Annotated in this window: 20 protein-coding genes; 5 read left to right on the top strand and 15 right to left on the bottom strand. The window is 74.2% G+C overall.

Going from position 1 to position 24,750, the window contains the following annotated elements; all coding sequences use genetic code 11:
- Positions 1-204: 204 nt before the first annotated feature.
- The 6 genes from ACIRB7_RS09145 to ACIRB7_RS09120 form a co-directional block, all read right to left on the bottom strand.
- Complete coding sequence (locus ACIRB7_RS09145) at positions 205-2,031, bottom strand: ABC transporter ATP-binding protein (protein WP_403594598.1); 1,827 nt, start codon at positions 2,029-2,031, stop codon at positions 205-207.
- Complete coding sequence (locus ACIRB7_RS09140; RefSeq protein WP_403594595.1) at positions 2,028-4,139, bottom strand: ABC transporter ATP-binding protein; 2,112 nt, start codon at positions 4,137-4,139, stop codon at positions 2,028-2,030. The genes ACIRB7_RS09145 and ACIRB7_RS09140 overlap by 4 nt, the downstream gene beginning before the upstream one ends.
- 508 nt (positions 4,140-4,647) lie before the next feature.
- A complete protein-coding gene (locus tag ACIRB7_RS09135) occupies positions 4,648-5,907 on the bottom strand; it encodes a cytochrome P450 (protein ID WP_403594592.1) in 1,260 nt (419 codons plus the stop codon).
- Complete coding sequence (locus ACIRB7_RS09130) at positions 5,904-6,986, bottom strand: aminomethyltransferase family protein (protein WP_403594589.1); 1,083 nt, start codon at positions 6,984-6,986, stop codon at positions 5,904-5,906. Before ACIRB7_RS09130 ends, ACIRB7_RS09135 begins: the two co-directional genes overlap by 4 nt.
- Positions 6,983-8,230, bottom strand: a complete 1,248-nt coding sequence (locus ACIRB7_RS09125) for a thioester reductase domain-containing protein (protein ID WP_403594586.1) — start codon at positions 8,228-8,230, stop codon at positions 6,983-6,985. The genes ACIRB7_RS09130 and ACIRB7_RS09125 overlap by 4 nt, the downstream gene beginning before the upstream one ends.
- Positions 8,227-10,383 (bottom strand): amino acid adenylation domain-containing protein, encoded by a 2,157-nt coding sequence (locus ACIRB7_RS09120; RefSeq protein ID WP_403594583.1) that lies wholly within the window; start codon positions 10,381-10,383, stop codon positions 8,227-8,229. Before ACIRB7_RS09120 ends, ACIRB7_RS09125 begins: the two co-directional genes overlap by 4 nt.
- 252 nt (positions 10,384-10,635) lie before the next feature.
- Here ACIRB7_RS09120 and ACIRB7_RS09115 point away from each other — a divergent pair, with 252 nt between their 5' ends.
- On the top strand, positions 10,636-11,487 hold the full coding sequence (locus ACIRB7_RS09115) for an NAD(P)-dependent oxidoreductase (protein WP_403594581.1): 852 nt from the start codon (positions 10,636-10,638) through the stop codon (positions 11,485-11,487).
- 138 nt (positions 11,488-11,625) lie between these two features.
- Here ACIRB7_RS09115 and ACIRB7_RS09110 read toward each other — a convergent pair whose 3' ends face one another.
- The 8 genes from ACIRB7_RS09110 to ACIRB7_RS09075 all read right to left on the bottom strand — a co-directional run bounded on the left by ACIRB7_RS09110 (position 11,626) and on the right by ACIRB7_RS09075 (position 18,330).
- Positions 11,626-12,276: a GNAT family N-acetyltransferase gene (locus ACIRB7_RS09110; protein ID WP_403594578.1), complete on the bottom strand. Its 651-nt coding sequence runs from the start codon at positions 12,274-12,276 to the stop codon at positions 11,626-11,628.
- Positions 12,277-12,279: 3 nt separating this feature from the next.
- Positions 12,280-13,068, bottom strand: a complete 789-nt coding sequence (locus ACIRB7_RS09105; protein ID WP_403594576.1) for a VOC family protein — start codon at positions 13,066-13,068, stop codon at positions 12,280-12,282.
- A 23-nt stretch (positions 13,069-13,091) separates the two neighbouring features.
- On the bottom strand, positions 13,092-14,615 hold the full coding sequence (locus tag ACIRB7_RS09100; protein WP_403594574.1) for a class I adenylate-forming enzyme family protein: 1,524 nt from the start codon (positions 14,613-14,615) through the stop codon (positions 13,092-13,094).
- Positions 14,612-15,049, bottom strand: a complete 438-nt coding sequence (locus ACIRB7_RS09095) for a GNAT family N-acetyltransferase (RefSeq protein WP_403594572.1) — start codon at positions 15,047-15,049, stop codon at positions 14,612-14,614. Before ACIRB7_RS09095 ends, ACIRB7_RS09100 begins: the two co-directional genes overlap by 4 nt.
- Positions 15,050-15,132: 83 nt before the next feature.
- The gene (locus tag ACIRB7_RS09090; RefSeq protein WP_351218029.1) at positions 15,133-15,378 is read right to left on the bottom strand and encodes a hypothetical protein; all 246 of its coding nucleotides are present in this window, start codon (positions 15,376-15,378) and stop codon (positions 15,133-15,135) included.
- A gap of 126 nt (positions 15,379-15,504) precedes the next feature.
- Complete coding sequence (locus ACIRB7_RS09085; RefSeq protein ID WP_403594570.1) at positions 15,505-16,644, bottom strand: alpha/beta hydrolase fold domain-containing protein; 1,140 nt, start codon at positions 16,642-16,644, stop codon at positions 15,505-15,507.
- Positions 16,634-17,533, bottom strand: a complete 900-nt coding sequence (locus tag ACIRB7_RS09080) for a hypothetical protein (RefSeq protein ID WP_403594568.1) — start codon at positions 17,531-17,533, stop codon at positions 16,634-16,636. The genes ACIRB7_RS09085 and ACIRB7_RS09080 overlap by 11 nt, the downstream gene beginning before the upstream one ends.
- The gene (locus ACIRB7_RS09075; RefSeq protein ID WP_403594566.1) at positions 17,530-18,330 is read right to left on the bottom strand and encodes an HpcH/HpaI aldolase/citrate lyase family protein; all 801 of its coding nucleotides are present in this window, start codon (positions 18,328-18,330) and stop codon (positions 17,530-17,532) included. Before ACIRB7_RS09075 ends, ACIRB7_RS09080 begins: the two co-directional genes overlap by 4 nt.
- Before the next feature lie 324 nt (positions 18,331-18,654).
- Here ACIRB7_RS09075 and ACIRB7_RS09070 point away from each other — a divergent pair, with 324 nt between their 5' ends.
- The 4 genes from ACIRB7_RS09070 to ACIRB7_RS09055 all read left to right on the top strand — a co-directional run bounded on the left by ACIRB7_RS09070 (position 18,655) and on the right by ACIRB7_RS09055 (position 22,177).
- The gene (locus ACIRB7_RS09070) at positions 18,655-19,917 is read left to right on the top strand and encodes a hypothetical protein (RefSeq protein ID WP_403594563.1); all 1,263 of its coding nucleotides are present in this window, start codon (positions 18,655-18,657) and stop codon (positions 19,915-19,917) included.
- Between the two features lie 51 nt (positions 19,918-19,968).
- Positions 19,969-20,202, top strand: a complete 234-nt coding sequence (locus ACIRB7_RS09065; RefSeq protein ID WP_403594560.1) for a ferredoxin — start codon at positions 19,969-19,971, stop codon at positions 20,200-20,202.
- 92 nt (positions 20,203-20,294) lie between these two features.
- Positions 20,295-21,062, top strand: a complete 768-nt coding sequence (locus ACIRB7_RS09060; RefSeq protein WP_403594557.1) for an iron-containing redox enzyme family protein — start codon at positions 20,295-20,297, stop codon at positions 21,060-21,062.
- Between the two features lie 167 nt (positions 21,063-21,229).
- The gene (locus tag ACIRB7_RS09055) at positions 21,230-22,177 is read left to right on the top strand and encodes a 3-oxoacyl-[acyl-carrier-protein] synthase III C-terminal domain-containing protein (protein WP_403594554.1); all 948 of its coding nucleotides are present in this window, start codon (positions 21,230-21,232) and stop codon (positions 22,175-22,177) included.
- Positions 22,178-22,246: 69 nt separating this feature from the next.
- Here ACIRB7_RS09055 and ACIRB7_RS09050 read toward each other — a convergent pair whose 3' ends face one another.
- Positions 22,247-24,517 carry a hypothetical protein gene (locus tag ACIRB7_RS09050; RefSeq protein WP_403594552.1) on the bottom strand — a complete coding sequence of 757 codons (2,271 nt, stop codon included), beginning with the start codon at positions 24,515-24,517 and terminating at the stop codon, positions 22,247-22,249.
- Between the last annotated feature and the right edge of the window lie 233 nt (positions 24,518-24,750).

Below are 24,750 nucleotides of genomic sequence, written 5' to 3'. Positions count from 1 at the left end.
GCCACCCTCTGGGAATTGATCGGGGTGCCGCCACAAACCCCGGGAAAGAATCGGTGGCGACAGTAGCAAGAGCGCGGTCCGTTCAACTGATTACCCTTCGCGTTCCGTTCGGTATTCCGGTACGAACTACCGAACGCGGCACCCTTCCCGGCTGTTCAACCGCGCACGTTCCCCGGTTGAACATGCGTTTCCCGTGTCCGTCGCTCAGCGGTACACCCGGGCCTGGAGGTCGAAGAGTTCGGCATAGACACCGCGCCGTTCCATGAGTTCCTCGTGGCTTCCGGACTCCTGGACCCGGCCGTCGCCGAGCACGACGATCCGCTCCGCCATGCGGACCGTGGAGAACCGGTGGGAGACGAAGAGGGTCACGGCGCCGGCACCGTGCCGGGCGCGCAGCGCCGCGTCGCCGAAGCGCTCGAACACGGCGTGCTCGGCGGTCGCGTCCAGGGCCGAGGCCGGTTCGTCGAACATCAGGAGCAGCGGCGCCTCGCGGACCAGCGAACGGGCGAGCCCGAGGCTCTGCCACTGACCTCCGGACAGTTCGGCACCGTCTCCGTAGCCGCGGCCGAGCAGGCCGTCGAGACCGCCCTCGATCCGGCCGAGCGTCTTGCGGGCGCCGGCCAGGTCCACGGCCGCGCCGAGGGCCTCGTCGTCGCCGATGGAGCCGACGGCGCCGATGCCGACGTTCTCCCGGACCAGCAGTTCCAGGCGGGCGAAGTCCTGGAAGAGCGGGGCGACTTTCGCGGACCACTGTTCCGGGGGAACGTCCCGGAGATCGGTGCCGTCGACCAGAATGCGGCCCTCGGTGGGTCGGTAGAGCCCGCAGAGCAGTTTCACCAGGGTGCTCTTTCCCGCGCCGTTCTCGCCCACCAGGGCGAGGGTGCCGCCGGCCGGAATGGTGAAGTCGATTCCGCGCAGGACCGGGCGGTCGCTGCCGGGATAGCTGAATCCGACGTTCTCCAGGCGTATGCCTTCGATCAGCCGCCCGGGCGCCACGGCGCCGCCGGTTTCTGGCGGGTTTTCGGCGGGGCGGGCGGTGCCGGTGGTGGCCGGGCGGGTGGTGCCGGTGGGCCAGGTGCGCAGTCGGTCGAGCCGCTCGAAGGTGCGGCCCGCGCCGTGGAGCAGGGTGAGCAGACCGAGGGCGTTGGCGACCTGCACGCCGACCTGGGCCGCCAGCGCGATGAGCAGGACGACGTCCCCGATGCCGGCCCGGCCGTCGAGGGCCTGGCGGACGACCACCAGGATCGCGGCCCCGAAGGCGCAGCCGAAGACGAGCTGTCCGCAGCCGCGCAGGGCGGCGGCCCGCAGCTGGGCCCGGCCCAGCGCCGCGGAGACGGTCTCCCAGCTCGCGGTCTGCCGCCGCGTCACCTCGCGTTCGGCGCCGTAGAGCCGCAGCTCCTTCACGGACTCGGCGGAGGTCGCCAGGGTCACCAGGTGCCGGCCGCGCCGGGTGTCCTCGGCGGTGGCCTCCCGCGCGCGGTCGACGAGGGTCTGGGCCCGGCGTCCGATCAGGACCGGCGGCACGGCCGCGAGGGGCAGGAGCATGAGCCAGGGGTCGAGGGTCCCGAGGATGACGGTGGTCACCAGCGACTGGAGGAGGAGGCCGCCGAGCTGCAGGGTCGATTCGAGGGCGGACCGGGTGTTCGCCAGTTCGTCGCGGACGAGCGTCACGGTGTCGGTGAACTCCGGGCTGTCGAGGTGTTCGAGGCCAGGGGTGCCGTTGGTCACGGCGAGGAGTTCCTCGTGCAGGGCGGCTTCCTGGAGTTCGCCGAGCTCGAAGTAGAGCAGGTGGGCGAAGTGGCCCATCATCAGCTCGACGACGAGGGCGCCCGCGATGGCGAGCCCCAGCCAGACGGCGGTGCGGGCGGCCCCGTCGAGCGCGGTCTCGGTGAACTCCCGCAGCAGGAGGGCGACGGCGGGGGTGGCGAGGAGCCCGGTGAGCAGCAGCAGGACGGAGCCGGCGAGGCGCCGGGGGTCGGTGCGGGCGGCGAGCACCACCATCGAACGGAGGGCGGCGGCCAGGGACTTCATCGCTCGTTCTCCCGGGGGGTGTCGGCGGCGGGGGTGAGGTGGGAGGCGGCGGCGCGGTGAGGAGTGTCCGGGGTCGTGTCGGCGGAGGGGGTGTGGTGGGAGGTGGCCGCGCGGTGAGTCGTGTCCGGGGCCGCAGCGCCCGGGGCCGGCCCGTCCGGGGCCGCGTCGCCGCAGGCAGGCCCGTCCGGAGCGGCGTCGCCGCAGGTCGGCCCGTCCGGGGTCGTATCGTCGAAGGCCCGGCCGTCCAGGGCCGTGTCGTCGAAGCGCTGGGCCTGGAGGCGGAACAGCGCGGCGTAGCGCCCGTCCAGGGCGGTGAGTTCGTCGTGCGTACCGCTCTCGACGACCCGGCCGTGCTCCAGGACGACGATCCGGTCCGCCCGGCGGATCGTGGAGAAACGGTGGGAGATGACCACGCTGGTCACGCCCTTGGTCATGGTGAGGAACCGGTCGAAGAACTCGACCTCCGCGCGGACGTCGAGCTGCGCGGTCGGTTCGTCGAGCACCAGCACCTGCGCCCCTGACTCCACGGCGAACAGGGCCCGCGCGAGCGCCGTGCGCTGCCACTGTCCGCCGGACAGGTCCTGCCCGCCCCCGTACTGCCGCGAAAGCACCGTGGCCGCCCCCGCCGGGAGCGCGTCGACGACATCGCGGGCGCCTGCCAGGTCGACGGCCCGCTCCAGGGCGGCCCTGGCTCCCGGCGAACGGGCGGCCTCGGGGGCGCCCATGGCGACGTTCTCCTCCAGGGTGAGCTCGTACCGTACGTAGTCCTGGAAGATCACCGCGAGCTGGGCCTGCCAGGCCGCCGGGTCCAGGTCCCGGAGGTCGGTGCCGTCGGCCGTGACCCTGCCGCCGGTGGGGTCGTACAGGCGGGCGAGCAGCTTGACCAGGGTCGTCTTGCCGGCGCCGTTGAGGCCCACGACGGCGGTGGAGCGGCCCGCCTCGATCTCCAGGTCCAGGTGGTCGAGGACGGTCCGGCCGGAGGAGGGGTAGCCGAAGCTCACGTCCTCGAAACGGAGGGCGTCGCGGAGCCGGGGCACGTCGGTCCGCGGGGCGGGCTTCGGGCCGGGAGCCGCCGGACCGAGCCGGGGGTCGCCCTCGGCCCGGTCGGCCGCGAGGCGCTCGAACTCCTGGAGCGACTGGTACGACTGCATGCCGTACTGGGTCTGGACGTCCGACTCGGGGAAGTAGACGCCGAACCGCAGGGGGACGAGGACGCTCTGCAGGGCCACGGCCAGGGCGAGCAGCGAGAGCGAGCCCCCGGCGGCGGTGGTGGCGAGCAGGACCAGTACGGTGGCGCCGCCGGCCAGCCCGGCGAGGGAGAGGCCCACGAACGGCAGGAAGAGCAGGCGGCGGCGCCCTTCCCAGAGGGGTTCGAGGTAGGCGCGGGTCTCCTGGCGGTGCCGGTCGGCGAACCAGCCGGACAGTCCGAGCACCCGGATCTCCTTGGCCGCCTTCAGCCCGGAGGCCGTGGCCCGCACATAGGTCAGCTTGCGCCGCCGGCCGGCCAGTTCGCGCAGGAGGAGGGCGAACCGGCCGAGCGAGCCGCGCTGCCCGAAGCGGATCACGAGGGCGGTGGCCGCGATGACCATCCCGGCGGTGGGCGAGAGCGCGGCGGCCACCAGGGCGGTCGCCCCGGCCAGTTGGGTGTAGCGCGCGACCAGGGCGAGCAGCCCCGCGACGGCCTCGCCCGGAGTGAACCCCTGCCGCTCCAGGGCGTTGCGGGCGTCACCGAGCAGGTCGAGCGTCCGCTGCTCCTCCAGGGCGGCCATGGGGGCCGAGGAGAGGCCGGCGGAGATCAGGCGGGTGGCGCAGTAGCCGTCGACCCGGCGGCTCACCCGCTCACCGACGGCGGACTGGAACGGGGCGAGTACCTGCTGGAGCACGAAGGCGGCGACGGCCGCGGCGAGGAGCGGCCCGAGGGCACTCCAGCTCCCTCCGCCGCCGGCCGGGCTGCCCGGCAGCCGGTCGAGCAGGGCGCTCATCGCGAGCAGGAAGACCGGCGGCAGCAGCCCGAGGAGGAGGTTGAGCAGCAACGAGACCGCGACGAGGCGCTTCCCCGCGTACGGGAGCAGCCGCAGGATGGCGACCCAGCGCGCCCCACGGGACACGAGGCCACCCCGGACGGCACGAGCGGCCCGGAGGGCAGGGGCGGACGGAAACGGCATGCGCGGGATTCCTCCGGAGGTTGGGGGGGGTGGGTGCGGGGTGGACTTGGGGCGTACGGCCGGGGGCGGGGGCGGCGCTTCGGCAGGGGCGTAGGGCCTGGGGCGGGGGCAGCGGCGTACGGGCCGGGCCGGGAGCCCTTCAGCGCCCTGCCGGGGGCGTTACGGGCCCGGGCGGGGGGGAGCCCGCCCGGGCAGCGCGTACGGACCGGGCCGGAAGCCCTTTTATGCCCCGGGGGCGTTACGGGCCCGGGCCAGGGGCCGTTACGGGCCCAGGCCGGGAGGCAACGCCCAGGCAGCGGCGTACAGCTCAGGCCGGGATCCCTTCAACGCCCGGCCGGGGCCCGTGACGGCCCCCCGGCCGCAGGGCGTTACGGGCCCGGGCGGGGCCCCCGTCACGGGCCCGGACCGGAGGCCAGCCCCTGCCTCAGGGGCGTACGGCCGCTGTCCGGCGTCATCGGCGCCATGCGACGGCGACCGGCAAGCGGTCGTAGCCGGCCTTCAGGATGTTCGCGGCCACCCGCTCCCCGCCGAGCGCCGAGACGTCCCGCGTGGCCGACGCCAGCGCGCGCAGGACGTGCCGCAGTTCCATCTGGGCCAGGAACCGCCCGACGCACCGGTGGGGGCCCGCGCCGAAGGCGACGTGCGGCGTCGCGCGTTCCGGGCGCATCCGGTCGGGGTCGGCGAAGACCCGCTCGTCGCGGTTGGCCGAACCGATCAGGACCATGAGCCGCGCCCCGTCAGGAACGGCCGTCCCGCCGATCCGCTGCTCGCCCACCGCGGTGCGGAAGGTGGCCCGGACGGGGCTGGCGAGCCGCGTGCCCTCGTCGATCAGCCCGGCCAGCGCCGCCGGGTCCGCGACCAGGGGCCGCCACTCCGGCCGGTCGGCCACGGAGCCGGCCACGATGTGGGCGAGCGCGGACACGATGGTCTCGTATCCGGCCTGGAAGAGCTGGAGGACCGAGAGGATCGTCTCCTCGCGCGCGGCCTGCGTATCCGCCGTGCGCCACGCCTCCACCAGTCCACTCCCCGTCCCCTCCGGCAGCCCGGCGACCCGGGCGTCGAGTGCAGACGTCACCGTCCGCACGCCGGTGAGGTTGGAGAGCATCATGCCGGGGGCCGCGGCCGCCAGGGCGAGTTCGTCGCCGGGGTCGAGGGCGCGCGCGGTCAGGTCGGCCCAGGCGGCGAGTGACCGCGCGGTGTCGTCGCCGAGCCCGATGACGTCCCCGATCGCCTTCGTGGCGACCGGTTTGGCGAGGTCGTCCACGACGTCGAAGGCGGAGCGGTCCCGGAGCGCGCCGAGGACCCGGGGGACGTGCTCGCGCACCCCCGCCTCGACGGCGTCGAGCCGGGGCTTGCTCATCAGCCTGGCCACCATGCGGCGCAGCCGGGCGTGGCTCTCCCCGTCGCTGGAGGAGATGACGCCCCCGGCGTCGCCGGAGAACCGCAGGTTCAGCTGGAGTCCGGGCCGGCGCGGGTCGGTGAGGACCGCGTCCTTGCCGAAGGCGAGCGCCGCAGAGAAGGCGTCAGGGGCGGCGAGGACGCTCCGGACGTCCGCGTGCCGGCTCACGGCCCAGATGTCCAGGGGTGCCAGATAGGCGACCGGGTCGTGGTCGCGCAGCCGCCGGTAGGCCGCGAAGGGTGCTTTGAGCAGCCGCGGGTCCATGGGGTCGAAGATGCCGATGGCGTCGATGTGCGCCTCCTGGGTCGTCACCGGGCCGCCCCTCGGGCGACGGGGACCGTGGTCACTTCGCCGTCCAGGTCCCCGTTCGGGGTGCGGACGGTCACGCCGGTTCCCAGGGGCACCTCGGGGAGGACGAACCCGAGCCCCAGGCCCCGGTGGTGGCGGGGTGAGTAGTTGCCGCTCGTGACGGTGCCCACCGGCTCGCCGGCCAGGAGGACCGCGTCTCCGGGGGAGGGCGGCCGACGGCTGCCCATCAGGACGCTGCGCAGGATCCTCCGGCTGCCCTTCCGGTGCGCCGCGAGCAGGGCGTGGCGGCCGGTGAAGTCGGTGTCGAGGGCGACCGCGGCGGCGCAGCCGGCCTCCAGGGGGGTGATGCCGGGGCCGAGTTCGTGTCCGTGGCGCGGCACGCCGGCCTCGACGCGGTGGGTCTCCCGCATCGCCAGGCCCGCCGGTGCGACGCCCTCGCCCAGGAGGCGGCGGTGGACGGCGCGGGCGGCGGCGGCCGGCAGGTGCAGCTCGAAGCCGGTCTGCCCGCCGAAGCGGGTGGTCGCCACGAAGCCGGGGGCGCCCTCGATACGGGTCTCCCGCACCCGGAAGGGGCCGAGCCGGGCCGCGTCGGCGTCGAGGCCGGCCGTCCGGGCCCGTGCCTCCTCCCCCTGCACGGCGAGGAGGACCCGGTCGTGGGACACGTCCGTCACCGCGCAGTCGGCGCCCACGCCGGTGGCCTGTACGGATCGCAGCGCGTCGAGCACGGCGTCCGGCCGACTCGGCGTCAGCAGGAACAGCTCGTCGCGCACCCACCAGACGATCAGATCGTCGACGACACCGCCGTCGCTCGCGGAGAGCAGGAAGGTGTACTGGCTCCGCCCAGGCCCGGCCCGGCGCAGGTCGTTGGTGAAGGTCCGCTGTACGAGGGCGAACGCGCCGGGGCCCTCCACCCGGACCGACCCGAGGTCCGAGGCGTCCCAGACGACCGCGCCGCGCCGGTGGGCGCGGTACTCCTGGTAGGCGCCGGTGTACTCCAGGGGCAGCGTCCAGCCCCCGGACTCGGTCATCCGGGCCCCCAGCCGGACGTGCTCGTCGTGGAGCGGCAGACGGCGGGGGCTCATCGGTCACCTCCGTGACCGGGGCGCGGCGCGCCGACGGGCGAACCGTGCGGCGCGGGGGCCCGGCCCGCGTCGTGCGGCGCGTCGGCCGACGAACCGTCCGGCCCGTGGAGCCGACCCACACCGCCCGGCGCGCCGACGGACGAACCGTGCGGCGCGGGCAGTTGGCCCGTGCGCCGCCACGCGGCGAAAGTGCTCCGCAGCAGGGCCTCGGGTTCGGGCGGCTCGGGGAAGCCCTCCGCCAGGTCGCGGCGGGCGCGGGCGGGGCGGCTCGCCGCCCGGTCGTCGAGGACGAGCCCGTCGGCGGGCAGCGCGTGCGCCACCCTGGCCATGTCCGCGTCGTCCCGCCCGGCGGTGACCGCCAGCGAACGCCAGTCGGCGTACGGCAGTTCGTCCACGGCGTATCCGGCGGCCCGCAGCGCCGCGGGCACGCTGCTCCACGGCGTGCTCCGGTCCGAGACGACGTGGTAGGCCCGGCCGAGGGAGGCGTCGTCGCCGGCCAGCCGGATCATCAGCCGGGCGACCCAGTCGACGGGACTGAGCCGGACCCGCGCGCCGAGGCGCGGGGCCGCCCCCAGGGCGGCGCACATCCGGATGACCCGTTCCATCAGGTCGTCCGCGTTGGACCGGCCGGTACGGGAGTCGGCGGTGACGCGCCCAGGGCGGAGGATCACCGCCCGTACCCGCTTCTCCTGGTGCGCGACGCTGACCAGCCGGTCCGCCGACCACTTGCTCTGCCCGTAGCCGCCGGACACCGGGTCAAGGAGCTCGAACGGCTCGCCGGTGAGGCGGTGCGCGACCGCCGCCATGCTGCTGACGTGCGCGAAGCGGGCTCCGCGCGCCTCGGCCAGGCCGAGCAGTTCCTCCGTCGCGCGGACGTTGGGGCCGTGGAGCGCGCCGTAGGGGAGCACCATGTTGACCCGCGCGCCGCAGTGGACGATGTCGGTGACGCCGTCCCCGAGGGCCTCGAACCGCCCGTGGGGCAGGCCGAGCCGTTCCTGGGAGAGGTCGCCGGGTACGACTTCGACGCGCTCCCACTCCGCCGGGGAGATCCCCTCCGCCCCGGGGGCGCCCCGCGCTTCGGTCACGCGCAGGGCTGCCCGGAGCCGGTGTGTCCGTTCGTCCGCCGTCGCTCCCCTGACCACGCACCGCACGGTCCGCCCCTGCCCGAGGAGCCGGGCGGCCAGGGCGGAGCCGAGGAAGCCGGTGGCCCCGGTGAGCAACGTGACCGGTCCGCCGCCGGTCATGCCGACGCCCGCGCCGGCTCGCCGGCATCCGCAGCACCGGAAACACCCGCACCGGAGGCGCCGGTGGCGGGGGGACCCGTATCGGAGGAACCCGTGCCGGAAGCACCCGCATCAGCGGCGATCCTCAGCGCGTACCCCCGTACGGTCGCGCCGTCCCCCGTCGGCGGGGGTACGTCCCGTCCCACCGTCCCGCCCAGCCGGGCGGCCACCTCCATCGCCGTCAGGGAGTCACCGCCGAGTTCGTAGAAGCCGTCCTCCAGCCCGATCTCCTCGATGCGCAGCACCTCGCAGAACGCGTCGGCGACGAGCCGGTCCGTCCTGGTCCAGCGCCCGACTCCGCCCGAGGCGGGCGGCGGGGCGGCCAGGACGGGGCGCGGCTCGGGCAGCGCGCGGACGTCGACCTTGCCGTTCGCGTTCACCGGGAACTCGCTCAGGATCGCCATCCGGGCCGGCACCCACTGCGGAGGGAACCGTTCCTCCAGCGCGGACCTGACGGCGGCCGGGCTGAGCTCCGCGCCCTCCTCGTGGAGGAGGTAGGCGGCGAGGCCCGTCTGTCCGTCCGTCTCGCGCGGCAGCACCAGGGCCTCCTTGACGTCGGGCAGCATCCGCAGCACCTCCTCGACGGCGGCGGGTTCCACGCGGTGGCCGCGGATCTTCACCTGCCGGTCCGCGCGGCCGAGGACGGTGACCACACCGTCCGCGTCCATCCGGGCCAGGTCGCCGGTGCGCAGCAGCCGGGCGCCGTCCGTGCCCCAGGGGTGCGGGATCCACCGCTCGGCCGTCTGCGCGGGGCGGCGCCGGTAACCGCGGCCGATGGACGGGCCGCCGACGAGCAGTTCCCCCACCTCGTCGACGCCGGCCAGTTCGCCGTCGCCGCCGACGATGTACGCCTCGGCGTTGTCGACCGGCCGGCCGACCGGGACCCGGGCGCCGATGTCCTCGCCGCCGGAGAGCCAGTGGCAGAAGCAGCCGTGCGTCTCGGTGAGGCCGTAGTGGTTCACCACCACGCGCTCGGGGTCGGCCGCCATCCAGCGGGCGAGTTCGCGGCTGAAGGTCAGCGGTTCGCTGCCCACCATGAGCTGGCGCGCCAGACCGCCGTCGGGCACCTCACGCGCCATGAGCATCCGGATGTGCGTCGGCGTCAGTTTGAGCAGGCCGCCGTCCGCGCCCGCGCAGACCTCCAGCAGCTCGTCCGTGCTCGCCTTGTCCGGGAGGATCGTCACCGGCCACCCTTCGAGCAGGGGCGTGAAGATGGTGGTGAGCGAGCCCAGGAAGAACAGGGAGGCGCTGAGGAACATCGTCTCGCCGGGCCGGTGGGCGAACGCCTCGGCGCACCACAGCGCGTAGTTGACGAGCTGCCGGTGCGTGCCCTCGACGCCCTTGGGCTCGCCGGTCGTGCCCGAGGTGTAGAAGACGTAGGCGAGGTCGTCGGGGCGGGCCGGTTCGGGTACGGCGGTGGCGCCGGGCGCGGCGACGCGCAGGTCCGTGAGGGTGAGCGCCCTGCGGTCCGGCCCGCCGACGGCCCGCGCGAGGTCGTCCGTGGCGATCACGAGGGGGGCGCCGCAGTCGTCGAGTATCGCCCGGAGCTGGTCCAGGGGCTGGTCGCAGGAGAGCGGGACGTAGGCGCCTCCGGCCTCCAGGACGGCGAGGATCGCGGTCAGGGCGTCCAGGCCTCGCGGCAGCAGGACGGCGACGGGGACCTCGCGGCCACAGCCCTCGGCCACCAGCACACGTGCCCATCCGGCGCTGGTTCCCAGGAGTTCGCCCCGGGTCACGTGGACCGTGCCGTGACTGGCGGCCGGCCGCTCGGGCGGGAGGTTCCGTGCCCGGATCAGCGCGGTGACGGACAGGTCGGGCAGCTCGCGGGCGGAGCCGGTGAGCGCCGCGTCGCCGGGGGCCGGGAGCCGCGGTCCCGGGGTGTCGGGACTGTCGGTGGGCGCGGGCGTGCCCGTACCCGCACCCGCACCCGCACCCGCACCCGCACCCGCCGCGACGCGCTCGATCTCCGCCAGGCACTCCGTACGTGTCCCGGTGAATCCGGTGGAATGCCAGCCGTGCGGGAACGGGCGCGCCGCGGGCCACAGGGAAAGCTGCCCCTTGCTGTTCACCACGACGCTGAAGGGCAAGTCGCCGTCGTATTCCCAGAGCGTCATCTCGCCTCAACTCACGTGTTACGACGGCAGCACGGAATTGACCGCCGCCGTCAACGGATATCGATTGGAATAGGAGAAGGACCGGGCGGTCCGAATGTTCTCCGCTCCTGGTCGTCGACGGGAGCCTAGTAGATGGTTCTCGCGTCGTACAGATATGCAAGAGGCAGTGCGACGTGGCCTGTTGTACACGGACGGGCGCGCGGTAATCTCCCCGGGCTCGAATGACTCACGACATTCAAAGGGGATATTTCCATGCGCGTGGGATTCATCGGTGCCGGATTGATGGGGGCGCCCATGGTGGAACGTCTGATCGCGGCGGGGCACGACGTCGTGGTCTCGTCCCGCGCTCCCGCGGCGCTGCCGGCGGAATGGCACACGGTGAGCGGCCCCGCGGCGGCGGCCGACGGCGCCGACGTCATCTGCACCGTGCTGCCCGACTCCGAGGAGGTCCGCGCGGTCGTCGTGGAAGTGCTCACGGCCGCGAAGCCCGGTGCGGTCATCGTGGAGATGACGACCCACTCTCCGGGGGTCGCGCGTGAACTCGCCGCGCTGGCCGGGGCGCTGGGCGTGGAGTACCTGGACTGCCCCGCCGGCGGCGGGATCGCGGCCGTGCGCGCGGGGGCGCTCGCGTTCTGGGCGGGCGGGTCCGACGCGGCCATGGAGCGCGCGCGGCCGGTCCTCGCCGCGATCGGCGACCCGGACCGGCTGCGCCACTGCGGGCCCGTCGGGTCGGGTCTGGTGGTGAAGCTGCTCAACAACTACCTGGTGGCCGTCAACGCCGCCGCCTCCGGAGAGGCGCTCGCCCTCGCACGCGAGGCCGGTGTCGACGTCCGCACCGCGATCGAGGCCGTCACCTCGGGCGGAGGCGGGGCCAACGCCCAGCTCGCCAACCTGTACCCGAACCGCGTCCTGGCCGGTGACTTCGAAGCCGGCTTCAAACTCGGCTACATGGTGAAGGACCTGCGCCACGCCTTCGACCTGGCGGCGGAACTGGGCGTCGACTCCCCACTGGGGCAGGCCGCCGGCGCCCGCATGGCCGAAGCCGCCACCCGCTACGGAACCGAGGTCGACTTCGGCTCCGTATCCCGCCTCAGCGGCTGGTAGCGAACGCCGGGGGTGCGGCGCCCGGCCCGACGTACGGCGCCCCCCGGACATACGGCATCCGGAGGGCGTACGACATTCGGTGGCGCGCGCGGTGGGCCAACCCCCGCGCGCGGCAAGTGGGCCCCTGCGCGCGGTCGCTCAGCCCGTGGAGTGCAGGTCGTTCGAGCGGGCCCTGCCGCGCTCCACCTTCTCCTCCAGCAGCTTGCGGCACTCCGGCCACTCCTCGGCGGTGATCGAGAACATCGCCGAGTCCCGCAGCCTGCCGTCCTCTCCCGGCGCCCAGGACTTCGACCAGTTCCGCAGCACGCCCTCGAACCGCGCGCCCGTGCTCGCGATGGCGGCCCGGGACCGCTCGTTGCGGGCGTCCGTCTTGAGGTCGACCCGCGACACCCGCCACTCCTCGAAGGCGTGCCGGAACAGCAGGTACTTCGTCTCGGTGTTCACGCCGGTGCCCTGGGCCGACGCGGCGAGCCAGGTGAAGCCGACCTCGACGGCGAACAGCCGGTCCTCGCCGGGCCACGGGCGCGGATCCCAGAAGGCCGTGGCCCCCACCGCCCGCCCCGTACGGAGCGAGACCTGCGCGTACGGCACCAGCCGGCCCGCCGCCGCGCGCCCGAGCTGCTCGTCGATGTAGCGTCCGATCTCGGCGGCCGTGGGCACCCAGGTGAACCCGTACGAGCTCCGCTCCTCCTCGGCGGCGGCCGCCAGGTCCTCGGCGTGACGGTGCGTCAGCGGCTCGAGCCGGACCAGCGAGCCTTCGAGAACCGGCCCCTCACCCGTGAAAACCATCGGTCATCCCATCCTTCTCGTTCGTTTCCTCGCGACGGAGAGCAGTTCGACGGGCGCCCCGCCCGGCGTGCGGATCAGGGCCATGGCCAGTCGCCGGCCGCCGACGTCCGTCACGATCGGCTCGGCGAGCGGAGTCGCGCCCGCGGCCACCGCGCGGTCGCGGTCGGCCTCGATGGAGGTGCTGAAGACCCCCATGGACGGAAAGCCGACATCGTTCATGGCATGGCCGGGCCCGTCCTCGCCCCGGGCGATCACGAACGCGCACTCCCCCCGCGGCCGCGGCGACGGGATCGTTCCGCACGCCGCGTCCGGACCGCGCTCCTGCCAGGAAGCGCCGGCGAACTCCGCCCAGAACGCGGCCTCTTGGATCACGTCGGGCACCGTGCAGAGTATCCCAGCGAGCCCGCCCTCCGTGGAGACGGCGTCGTACCACGCGAGGCCGCCGACGGTGGGCAGCCGGCGGTACACCGGATCGGCCATCGGGCCGGCCCGCCGGAGCACGTCCCGCACCACCGACTCACCCTCCCCCGACGCCGGTTCCACGGCACCGGCCCCGTCCGGCGGAAGGCCCCGGAACAGCGCCCCGTACGCGCTCGGCCGGCCGGACGTCCGCCGGTGCCGTACGACTTCCAGCCGGAGACCGCCCGGGCCTGCGAGCAGGGCGAGCGGCAACAGTGTGTCCCCGTCGTCGAGGCCCTCGAAGCCGGCCGCCAGCGCCACCTCGTCGCGGAAGACGGGCGCGAAGCCCCACGGCTCGGCCAGGGCCGTCCCGTGGTCCAGGCCGGATTCCATGGTCAGGTGCGTCACTCCGGCGATCACCGCGGGCCCGCCCCCTGGTCCTGCCAGGAGCCGGCCAGGCTGCGCGGCACCCCGGGCAGCGCGTCCCAGCGGGCGACGACCGACGGGCGCTCCAGCTTGTCCTGCCCGCCCCTCGGCAGGGGTTCGTCGGTCAGGACCACGCGGCACGGCGCCCGCTGGACGCCGAGGGCCTCCCGGAGGTGGGCGAGGATGCCCTCGGCGGTCACGTCGCCGCCGTCCACGAGCCGTACGAGACAGCCGATGTCCTCGGTGCTGTCGGCCAGCCGCAGGGCAAGCGCCGCCGCCTCCAGGATCTGCGGGTGCGCCGACGCCGCCTCCTCCACCTCGTTGAGGTAGATGGCGTAACTCCCCTTCATCACGGCGTCCTTGCTACGGCCGACGAGGTGGTAGTTGCCCTCCTCGTCGCGGCGGCCGATGTCGCCGGTGCGGAGCCAGCCGTCGACAAGCGACTGCGCGGTGGCGGCCTCGTTCCGGTAGTAGCCGGTGAACACCTGGGCCCCGGAGAGTTCGATCTCGCCGACCCCCTCGCCCTCGACCACCGCGCCGGAGGCGTCCCGCAGCCGTGCCGTCACCCGCTCGGGGACGCCGACGCTGCCGGTCGCGAGACCGTCGGGGCCGAGGTGACCGAAGAAGGCCGCCGAGGACGTCTCGGAGAGCCCGTACGCGTTGTACAGCGGCGTCCCGAACCGGCGCTGGAACCGCTCCTGCGTCCGGGGCGAGAGCGGAGCGCTGCCCGTGAGGCACAGCGGGGCCTCGACGCTCGTGTCCCGGCCGGCCGCGAAGCGGTTCACCAGCTCGACCAACTGCGGCACGAGGAAGGTCTGGTCGATGCCGTGGGCCTCGATCCGCGCCCAGTAGTCCCGCGCGGTCGACACCGTCAGCTCCGGCAGGACGACGACGGTCGCGCCGAGGACCGCGCCCCAGGTGTGGTGCAGGTTGATCACCCCGGATCCGGACATGCGCATCGAGCGGGCGATCCGCCGGACCGGTCGGCCACTCAGCCGCTTCGACGCGGAGGCGTTGCCGAGCGTCCCCTCGTACAGGCGCTCGTGGGTGAAGACGATCGCCTTGGGGTCCCCGGTGCTGCCCGACGTGTAGCCGATGAACACGGCGTCGGCCGGCGCGTCGGACGGGCCGGCGGGGGCCAGCGGCGCGACGGACGGCGGTGCGCCCGTCCCGCCGGCGTCCAGGGTCACGCCGAACGCCGGTGTGCTGTGCGCCAGGACCGACGACGTCATCCGGTCGCCCCACTTCTCGTCCAGGAGGACGGGCGGGCAGTCGAGCTGCCAGAGCGCCAGCAGGGTCGGCACCAGGTCGGGATGGTCCTTCAGGACGAGGGACGTGACCTTGTGCGGTGTGACGCCCTGGTCGGTCAGCGCCTCCCGGATCTCCCCGGCCCGCACGCACAGGTCGGCCCAGGTCTGGACGGTGCCGGTGTGGGGCTCCCGCGCGTGGACGACGGCCGGATCGTCCGGCCGGGCCGCCGCGAGGTCCTCATGGCACCTGAGCAGCTCCCTCACGCCCCGGCGGCCTTCCACTCCAGGTGGTGCAGGCTGAGTTCGAAGCCGTTCCGGAGGTACGTGCGGTGGGCACGCCTGCGGTGGTAGCCGGTGTCCAGGTGGACGGCGCCGCAGTCAAGACGGCGCGCCTCGTCCTGGACGAAGCGGAGGACCGCGCTGCCGAGACCCGCCCCCTGGTGCTCGGTCAACGCGCCGAGGTCGTCCAGGTAGACGGCGCGGCCCCAGGCCATCGAGTGGACGATCCGGAAGCCCGCGGCGGCCCTGACCTCACCGTCCTGCTCCAGGAAGGCGATCCGGTAGGCCTCTGACTGCTGGACCTTCCAGCGCTCGACGAACTCGTCCTCCGAGGTGATGTGGGGCCGCAGTTCGCGGAACACCGGCCAGCACCGGCGTACGTCCTCCTCGTTCCGCGCGGTGTGGATCTCCCAGGTCATCGGCTCTCCTGACGTCGTGGCATCGGTTCACGGGTGGTGCGGGACGGCCGCCCGGGGGCCGGGACGGCCGTCGCCTGCGGCGCTCACGCCTGGGCGAAGACGAAGCCGTAGGCCTTGCGCAGGGTGGAGAGCAGTTCGATCCTCAGGGTCTCGATCTCGATCTCCTCGCCGCGCTGCTCCTCCAGGAAGTCGAGGAACGCCAGGGTCCCCAGGGAGTCGAGGACTTCGGTGGCGAAGAGGTCCGTGTCCGCGTGGACGTCCACGGCCTCGGCGCCGATCTCCCCCAGGAACGTGATCGCACTCGCCACGAATTCGTCTTCGGTCGGCACGGGAGCCCCTCTTTCGATGGTGTCGTTTTCTTCGGTGCGGTGCGGTGCGGTGCGGTGTGGTTGTGCGGTGTCGTGCGGTCTGTTGCGTATCGCGGCTCGGTGCGGCCGGGCGGGAGCCTGTCGCGGTCAGTTCACGGCGGTACGCAGCACCGCGTAGTGCTCGTACCGGGCCCGGTCCGACACCGCCGCCTGCCCGAGGGTGTCGAAGGCGTGGAAGGTGCCGGGGAACTGGTGGAGTTCCGTGGGGACCCCGGCCGCGGTCAGCCGGCGGGCGTAGGCGGCGCCCTCGTCCCGGAGGGGGTCGTACTCGGCCGTCATGACGTACGCCGGGGGGAGGCCGGACAGGTCCACGGCCCGCGCGGGCGCGGCGTACGCGCAGACGGCGCCGGAGCGGCCGGGGCCGAGGTAGTGGTCCCACATGTGGACGCAGTTGCGGGAGTCCCAGGCCGGGGTGTCGGTGAACGCCGCCATGGACGGGGTGTCCATGCGGTCGTCCGTGACCGGGTAGAGCAGCATCTGGAAGACCGGCGCGGGGATGCCCTCGTCGCGGGAGCGCAGGCACAGCGCGGCGGTCAGGGCGCCACCGGCGCTGGATCCGGCGACCGCGATCCGGGAGGTGTCGACGCCTTCCGCCGCGCCGGGGCCGAGGAGCCATCGGTAGACGGTCACGGAGTCGTCGAGGCCGGCGGGGTACGGGTGCTCGGGTGCGAGGCGGTAGTCGGCGGCGACCACGACGAAGCCGGTCTCCCGGCACATCTCCAGGCACCGGGGGTGCTCGAAGTCGAGGTCTCCGGAGAGGAACGCGCCGCCGTGGAGGAAGAGGACGGCGGGGCGGGCCTCGGTGACGCCGGCGGGCCGGTAGATCCGTACGGGCACCCGGCCGCCGGCTCCGTCCTCGATCACCGTGTCCCGGACCCGTACCCGTGCGTCGACCCCGGCCCACAGCCCGGCCAGCCGCGCCAGCCTCATCCGCCGGGCCGCCTCACGGCGCACGGCGAGCGGGTCGGCGTGGTCGATGCGCCGGTACAGCCGGGCAGTCCGCCGAAGTGCGGGGTCGATGGGGTGGGCGGGGACGGTGGGGCGGGCAGGGTCGCCTGGATCGGCGGGAGCTGTGGGATGTGCGGGAGCTGTGGGACGGGCGACGTCGATGGGGCGGGCGGAGTCGGTCGGGCTGGCAGGGTCGATGGGATGGGCGAGGTCGATGGGATGGGCGAGGTCGATGGGATGGGCAAGGGCCGTCGTCGCCGGGTCGTCGTCACCGTGCACGCGTGTCTCCCTTCGGGCGCGGCGGTCGCCGCTGGTCCGTCGTGGGCGGGGTCGCCCGGCGGGCGGGCGCCGGGTGGCGCAGGACGAGGACGGTGGCTCCGTCCGGCCCGGCCTGCGCGGCCGCCCCGGGGGCGTGCGGCGGCTGCCAGCCGAGCGTCTCGGGGCCGTAGGAGGTGTCCGCCGATACGACGCTGCCGGCGGCGACGTAGAGGAACTGGCCGCCCTCCCCCGCCTCCGGCAGGGCCACGATCGCCCCGGGGCCGCCGGTGAGCCGGCTGACCCGCAGGCCGTCCCGGGGGTCGTCGAGCAGCGTGACCACGCCGTCCGTGGCGGACGTGGCAGGCGTGACCGAACCGTCCGTGGCGGGCCGGGCCGGCGTGACCGAACCATGCGTGGCGGGCCCGGCCGGCGTGACCGCGCCGTCCGTGGCGGCCGCGGCCCGGTCACCGGCCGGTGGACGGGCGGTCGCGCGCGCGGAGGCGTCCGCGTGCAGGCTCCGCCCGGTGCGGCGGGCCGGCAGGAGGGCGCGGGATTCGGGCATGAACGCGGTCGTGTCGGTGGGTTCGGCCCGCAGGGTGAAGTAGCGCAGCGGCGGGTCGCCGCCGGTCAGCGGGCCGTAGACGGTGTGCGCGTCGGCGTAGTGGACGTCGAGTTCGCCGACCGGGCGGCGGCCGAACAGGGACCCCGGTGCGCCGCACAGGATCTGGAACTGGTCGACGGGGTGGAAGTGCGGCCGCAGGACGTAGTTCCGCTGCTCGACGAGGTACGCCTGAGGACCGCTCGCGGACGCGGCGCCGCCGAAGTAGTCGACGACCCGGCTGACCCGTCCCTCGAACATCACCCGGCGCCGGACCGCCTGCCGGGGGGAGACCCACCGCGGGTGCGTCACGGCCTCCCCTGCTTCCGGAGCATGGCCACGGTGAGCGCCGTGGACTGGACGAAGGACTTGATCTCGTTGCCGATGGCGATGCAGCGGAAGCCCTCCGCCGCGTACTGGCGTGCCGCCTTCGTGCTCTGCGCGAAGATGCCCGCGGGCTTCCCCGCCGCGGCGCAGGCCGCGAGGACCGTCCGCCGCGCCTCGTCGAACTCCGGGCCGGCCGTGCTGCCCGGCTGTCCGAGGTCCATGGCGAGGTCGCCGGTCCCGATGAACAGCACGTCGACGCCGTCCGTGGCGGCGATCTTCTCCGCGTTGCCCACGGCCTCGCGGCTCTCGATCTGGACCACGCACAGGACCGCGTCGTTCGCCTCCTCGAAGTACCGGGCGGAGGCGGTGAAGTACGCGCTCGCGCGGATCGCGTTGACGCCGCGCGCGCCGAGCGGCGGGTAGCGGGTGTACCGCGCGGCCTCCTCCGCCTGCTCGACCCGGTCGACCTTCGGCACCATCACGCCGCCGACGCCCAGGTCGAGGGCGTGTTCGATGGCGTGGCGGTCGAGGCTCGGCACCCGGACGATCGGCGTGACGGCCGAGCCGTTCAGCGCCTGGACCTGGTGGAGCGCGTCGGTCCTGGTCATCGCGGCGGCCTCCATGTCGATGACCGCCCAGTCGATCCCGGTGTACGCGGCGGCCTCGGCGAGCTGTGCGTTCCCGCAGACCAGGAACAGTCCATAGGCCGGGCCGTCGGCCATCGCCGCCCGGAGGCGGCCGTCCGTCCACGGAAGCGGGGGGCCTGGTACGGGACTCGTCATCGCTGCGGTCTTCTCCTGTCTGCGGTTCCGCGGTCCCGGCCGCCGGAATGGGCGGGCCCGGGTGACCGCGTACAAAGAATTCGAAACCCGCTCTTCCGGCGGCGTCCTTTCGAATGGGGTTTGGATCGTGCCATACCGCGGGAACGGCACACCAGCGTTCAACTGCTCCCTACAGCCTGCCGATTCAGGGCGTTAGGATGGTCGTCGATTCGGTGCGGATAGAATTCCCGCCGGGTCCAACCCTCCTGGTCAGAGCGGCACGAATAAAACACGTGAGCTGCCACCACCTGGCATCCGAGAGGCACAATGAATTCACCTCATCCCATGCCGATATCACCATTCGCCGGGATCGACAATGCCGTTCATCTCCGTACGGCGATCTCCATGGCGCCGGACACGAACTGTCTCAACGGGGTCCTCGAAGCCTGCCGCCGGCCGCTCGTCTACAGCCGCCACCACTGGCTCCTGTTCAAGGGCGAGTACCAGGTCCGCGCGGGCCTGCGCGGCGCGCTCGAAGCGGTCGGGGCACGCGCCCCGGGGGAGTGGGACGACGACGAGGCGGACCTCGTGCTCACGTTGTTCGCGCTCGACCTCTCGGCGGTCGGCCTCGACGAACTGCTCGACCGGGCCGACTCGTCCGCCGTCCGGGCCACGCTGCTCGAACGCCACGCGCTGTACGCGGGGGTGCTCGATCCCGCGGAGGAGCCGCCGGCCGCGCTGCTCGACCTCGCTCGCCGGGTGGCCGAGATGCGGCCGCTGTTCGCCGAGTCCCACGAGCCGTACTCGGTCATCGACGGACGTGCCTGGTACCGGACGGAGGGGCTCGTCCCACGCGGCGAGATCGACGCGGCCGTGCTCTCCGACGCCGTGGACGACGTCCTCCGTACCGAGTTCGGCGTCCCGCCGGGCGCGCCGGCCGGTGACAGGCTCCGCGAGGCCACCCGGACGGCGATCGCCAAGGACGGTGACAGCGCGGCGGTGCTCCGCGGCATCATGCGCGCCGCGCTCACCGACCCGGCCCTGCGCGCCGACCACGTCACCGTGACCTGCCCGCTGGGCGACATGCTGGACCGGCCGCACGAGATGACCACGAGCGACGCCTTCTTCACGGAGACGCAGCTGAGGGAGGGCATCGAGCTCGGCGACTACGCGGAGCGGCTCGGGCACGAGTCCGCCGACCAGCTCCAGCGCACGATCAGGGCCCGCATGCTCAAGCTCAAGCGGGGCGCGATCCGCAGCCTGTACGGCCCGGGCTGCATGCAGGGCCAGTTCGTGGAGAAACACGGCGGGCACATGGTGTTCCGCAACGAGGACGCCCACTACCGGGGCCACCAGAGCATCGGCTGTTCCAGCGGGGGCCGGGCCGCCTTCGCCCTGCGCTACCGGCAGGACGGCGACGAGCGTGAACTGACGCCCATGGTCGGCGACTTCCGCGTGGTGCGGATGAGTCACGACGAGTCGGAGACCTTCACCGCGGACGACCTGCGCCACGCCGTGCGCTACGGCGAGTGGATCCGTGCCGTCGTGGAGGAGACGTACGCCCTGGGCGCCGTGCTCCGCGCGGACCCGCCGAAGGCAGCGGCCTGACCGCCCCTCCCGCCGGGACACGCGCGGACCCCCACTCAGGAATGGATTGCGATGCGGATCTGGATCGACCAGGCGAAATGCCAGAACAGCGGACTGTGCGAGGAAGAGGCACCCGAACTGTTCGCCATCGGCGAGGACTTCCTCGCCTATGTGCGCCAGGGCGGCGAGGTTCTCGACCAGCCGGGCGGCGAGGCGAGTCAGGCGGAGGTGCCCGAGGGCCAGGAGGAACTGGCGGAGCTCAGCGCGAAGGCGTGCCCCGCCGGCTGCATCCACCTGGTCGGCTGACCAGCACCACCGCCGTCCCCTCCCCTCACCCCCGGCCCCCACCCCCCAACCACCGAACCCCACCCGATACGCCACTACCTCACGGAGAAGAAGTGACTGTCACCACCGACCGCCCGGTCGAGCCGCAGGAGCTGTCGCGCGACGAGGCGTACGACCGTGTGCACGCCCTGGCGCGCGGTTGCGCCGAGCACTCCGCGGTGCGCAACCCGTTCTACGACCTGTGGATCAGCAAGGAGCTCTCCGCCGACCAGGTGGAGCTCGTCGCCAAGAACTTCTACGCCCGGGTGCGCCGCACCCCGGTACGGATCGCCCTGGCGTTCCTCAACATGACCGACATCACGGCGCGCGCCGAGACCGTGGAGAACCTCTACGACGAGATGGGCAACGGCAACCCGTCGAAGGTCCACTCCGTCATCCTGCGCGAGTTCCTGGAGACGCTGCTCGCCCGCATCCGCGGCCACGCGGTCGACCTCGACGAGGTGGCCGCCCCGCTGCTGCCCTCGACCGTGCGGCTCATCGAGGAGAGCGAGAAGCTGTTCAACAGCCCGCATCCGCAGGAGGTCTGCGGCGCGCTGCTGGCGCAGGAGTGGCACGCGTACCCGCAGCTCGTGCAGATCTACGAGGGCATCCGCAACTACCGGCACCTCTTCGGCTTCGAGGAGTTCCACGAGAACTGCGAGTACTTCTACCTGCACATCGGTGCCACGGAGAAGGAGCACAAGGTCCACTCGCTGTCGACGGCCGCCAAGGCCTGCCGCTCGACCGAGGACATCGCGCACCTGGAGCGGGGCTTCACCGCCTACCTCGACCTGCTGGCCGACAACTGGACCGAGGTCCACCGGGAGCTCACCCGCGGCTGACCCGCCGGTGGCCGCGGTACGGGCGCGCCCGGTCGCGACCCGCACCCGGCACCCCGTAACCCCTCGCCCGCACCCCGCGCCCGCCGATGCGCTGGGTGCGGGGCGGGGGGCACGGATGCGGGCCCCACCGCGCCACCCCTGACGATTCCAGAGGAGCACGCCTGAGCATGACGAACGTCCTGCCCGCCCCGCCGCCGGCGCACGAGGTCCATCTCTCCGCCCTCGCCTACGAGCTGGGCGACCCCGTCGACATCGCGCTCCTCGACGACTCCGGTGTCGCGCGGCGGCTGGACGCGCTCGCCGCGGAGGGTCTGCGCCGGTGCCGGGTGTCGGAGCGGTCCGCGGCGCACCTCGGCGCGGCCAGCGCCCGCGCCACCCTGGCGGCCGCGGACGGCCACGTACCGGGCTCCCTCGTCCTCGCCACGGAGGCCCGGAGCCCCTCCCCCACGCAGATCCTCTGGGAGACGCTCCGGTCCGTGCCGCTGCCGCGCACCCCCGGCCTCGTCGTCGGCGGAAACGGCTGCGGCAACTTCGCGCCCGCGCTGAGGGCGGCCCGTGGTGTCCTCCTTGCGGAGCGCGTCCCCGGCGTGCTGCTGACCTTCGCGGACCGCCTCACCACCCCGAGCCGCTTCATGCCCGACGGCGACACCGTGATGAGCGACAGCGCGGCCTCCTGCCTGGTCACCGCCGGGCCGCCCGGGCGCCCGTCGTTCCGCGTCCTCGCCGTGGCAACCTCCGTCCAGGCCGACCTGGTCCCCGAGGAGCGGGTCCTGAAGGGCGCACGGACCATCATGAAGGCGGTACGTGAGGCGCTGGCCCGGATCAACAGCGGCATCCCGGAGCCGGAGCGGGGCTTCGACTGGTTCATCACCGGCAACTACAGCGCGACCACCCGCCGTTTCCTCGCCACGGCCGCCCAGATGCCCGAGGAGAAGGCGTACTCCCCCCACCACGCGTCCTACGGCCACTGCTACTCCGCCGACCAGCTCATCACGCTCGCGGCGCTCGAGGCGGACGGGCGGCTCACCCACGGCCAACGGGTCCTGCTGCTCGCGAGCAGCGCCCGCTCGTGGTCCCTCACCGCCCTCGAACGCGTGGACCCGGCCTCGGCGTGATGCCCCCACGGGTCCCACGCGTCCCCACCGACGGGCGGTCGGGCGGGCGGGCGGATGCACGACGGGGCTTCATCTTTCTGTGCCGGGGCCGTTCGGCGTCGCTTCTCCCGCCGGTGCCGTCCAGCCGGAGACCGTGGAGCCGTCGGGGAGACGACCCCTGAGGCGGACGGGGACATCCGTACCCGCGGCCTTGGCCGAAAGCACCGGTCCGCGGGCGGTGGCGGTGACGGCTCCGTCGACGGTGACGCCGGTCAGACGGCGGCTGCCCGCGGCGAGGAAGTACCGCGTGCCCGAGGGCGCCGTCCAGTACGCCCCGGCGAGGACGTGCTGGCCGAAGCGGCCGCACGCCGCCGTGTCCCGGAGTTCCGTCACGGTACGGGGCCGGGTTCCCGCGGGCCCGGCCGGTGCCGTCAGGGAGACGGAGACCCGGCCGCTCCCCTCCCAGGTGTCCACGCGGGAGCAGACCCACAGGGCCCGGCCGGCGCGTTCGGGCAGTGCCTGCTCCGCGTACTCCCAGCGGTTGACCGAGCGGACGCCGGTGCCGTGCAGGCCCGCGAGGGAACAGGCGGCGGGCGCCCAGGCCGCGAGTCCCCGGGCGCCGGTGGCCTCGCGCGGTGCCCGCGCCGGAGCGCCCGTACCCGGCCCTGGCGTCCAGGTCAGATGCACGGGGGTCAGCTCGCCCAGGTCCGTGAGCAGGAAGGCGTGGTCCTCGACGATCCGTGCGGAGGACGTCAGCTGGAGCGCGGTCACCCTGGTGCACCCGCCCGGCCCCTCGTACGGCACGGGCGCGGTGAGGCCGTCCGGGGTGACCGCCAGGGGACGGGCGGCGGTTCCGGGCGTGCGGAGGTCCCGTACCTCCGCCTCCGCGATCCACGGCGCGAGGAGGTACCGCGCCCGGCCCGGCGTGCGGGTGAGCAGCACGGCCGCGCCCGTGGTGACGTCGGCGTCGTCCACGCGCGCGAGGTCCAGGACGACGGGCCCGCGCCCGTCGCCGGATTCGGCGTACCGGACGAGCCTCCGTCCGTCGTACAGGAGCACCACTCCGGCGCCGTCTACCGTTCCCGCGTAGAGGAGGCGGGGTGGTTCGGCGGGCGGCGACGTGGACGTGCCCGGCGTGGCCGCGAGGCGCACGCCGGCGCCCGCCGGAGTGGGCGAGAGCCGCACGTCGGCGCCCGCCGGCATGGGCGAAAGCCGCACGTCGGCGCCCGCCGGCATGGACGAGAGCCGCGCGTCGGCGCCCGCGCCCCGGGCCCAGGCGTCCAGGGCGCGCCGCAGCAGGGCCGTGTCTCCCGTCCTCGCACCGCGCGCGGGCCAGGCGGTGAAGTCGACGCGTGAGGTGTCGGCCCAGCGCTCGGCGGGCGCGTGCTCCAGCGCGGCGGGGTCGAGGGCCCGGGCGAGGGCCGCGGCGGCGAGGGCGGTCGACGATCCGGTGGATGCGTGTTCCGGTTCGTTCCCGGAACGGAGTTCGACCGTCGTCACGGCGGCCGTCGTGACGAGGAGCACCGCCCCCGCGAGCGCCGCGAGCCGCACGCGCCGGTTGCGGCGCAGCAGGTCGGTGGGGCGGCTGTGGACGGTGCAGGGGTTGAACTCCGCGCTGCTCAGGAGGGTCGCGATGTCCGTCCCCGGCGCGGAGCCGAGCCGCTCGGCGGCACGCAGGGCGGCATCGGGTTCGGCGACGCCCGCACGGGCGAGCAGGAGGCCGACCGTTTCCTCGGGAAGGCGTTCGAGCGTACGGAGGGCGAGCGCGGCCCGCGTCTCGGGCGCGGCACCCGCCAGGGCACGGTCGAGGGCGAGTTCGTCGGAGCCCCCGGCGCGGGGGAAGAGCCGCAGGCCGATGACGAGCGGCAGCCGGACGGCCGGGGCGAACCGTCGCGGCGGACGCAGCGCGGCCCGTACGACGGTCTCCCGCAGCCAGGAGTACGCGGGCCGCTCGCCGCCCCGCTGCCCGGGAAGGAAGGCCGGGGGCTGGGGCGGGGCGGGCTCGGGGGCGCGTGTCTCCGGAGGCGGGACGGGCTCGGGGCGGCGTGTCTCCGGAGGCACGGACGGCGCGGACCGAGCCGAGGCCGGAAGGTGGGGGCGGAAAGGGGGTCGGAGACGGGGTCCGCCGGCGGATTTCGAGAGCGTCCGCTGTACGACGGCGTGGGCGGTCAGGACCCGCCGATGGCGGCCGAGCGTCGGCGGCAGGATCAGGTACGCGAGGCGGACGAGCCGCGGATAGTTCTCGACGAGCGCCGCCTCGGCGTGCTCACGGGCGGGACGGCCGACCGATATCGCGGTGCCGGTGGTGACATGACGGGACAGCAGCATGACCGGCCAACGATCCCAGGACGGCGGCGTCACCTCGTAACTGTGACCGTACGACTCCCCCGAGGGCGGGACGACGGCGGGAAGCCGTTCCGTCCCGACCGGCCACCGGGGCCGTGCCGGGCAGGTCCTCTTCGGTCCTGTCCGCCACGGCCCCGGCTCCGGCTCTGTCTTTCACGGAAGGGCGGGTGTCATCCCTCGGCTCGCCCCCACATCACCCCGGCTTCCGCGCGCCGACCCCGGCGGTGCCGAGGGCGTTCGGGTCGTTC

The sequence above is a fragment of the Streptomyces sp. NPDC093795 genome (genome assembly GCF_044764665.1).
Classification (GTDB): Bacteria; Actinomycetota; Actinomycetes; order Streptomycetales; family Streptomycetaceae; genus Streptomyces.
The sequence above is the reverse complement of the archived record's forward strand: the minus strand, read 5'-3'. Positions and strand labels throughout refer to the sequence as shown.